The sequence below is a fragment of the Oleiphilus sp. HI0061 genome (assembly GCF_001635675.1).
The window spans coordinates 1-905 of the sequence record NZ_LWFE01000574.1; the positions used below are offsets into that span (position 1 = coordinate 1).

At 41.4% G+C, this 905-nt stretch carries 1 protein-coding gene; it reads left to right on the top strand.

The window, feature by feature from the left end; all coding sequences use genetic code 11:
- Nucleotides 1–125: 125 nt before the first annotated feature.
- On the top strand, nucleotides 126–905 hold a 780-nt coding region (locus tag A3735_RS07530), incomplete at its 3' end, for a hypothetical protein (protein ID WP_156499504.1).

The window sequence follows — 905 nt, forward strand, 5'->3', positions numbered from 1 at the left end:
GATTCATCATTATGGTGATGTCTTCAGACAGCTAAATTCGTCATAAAACAAGAAGACAATCCACCATATTTACCATGCGGCCCATTATATAATTTCACCTTCGAGCTAAGCTGGCTTTACTTTCAATGAATGCAAATAATCTAAGTTTTAAGCCAGAAATCTCTAGCGCTCGCATTCACGGCATACCCGCATTTTTCATAAGTCTCACCCTGTTGTTTATTGCTTTAGGTTTTGACCAATTATTTATCAATGACGGATCGACACTTCAGAATGCCATGCCCTACGTCAGCATAGCCTACGGTTTATCACTCTCTCTTACTTATTGCTTCGGCCTAGTCAGTCTACCCGCAATATTCCTAGCCCCAGTCGCTTTATCACAAGCATCTAACGCATGGTTTGACGGTGATATAGAACTTAGTACTGCAGTACTGTTTTCGTTAAGCCTTTGCATGCAAAGTTATGTGCTCCGGAAGTCATTCCAGCTCTCTATTACCAAGGGTAATCCTTTATCAAACAGTAAAAACCTGATCCTTTATATTTCCCACAGCGTAATAATTAGCGCCTTAATCAGCACATTGCTCGGTGTCAGCTTGCTCACCAATGACGGCGACAGCACACTAGACCTAAGGGTAATAGCCTACTTATGGATTTCCAATGTTATTAGTCTGACCACCATTCCAAGCATCGTGTTCGCGGCACAAAACCATGCACAACGTATCAAGCAAAACACACATCCTTTAGAGTGGTTTGTTTGGCTTTCAATCTCGATCCTCAGCATTTATTTTACCACCAAGGAAAAGCCTCACTTTATACTTCTAATCATTCCAATCTTAATGTGGGCTTCAACCAGATTTAACCAGCTCGCTTGCACTATTGCTATTTTCGTATCTGGGATTATCACCCTG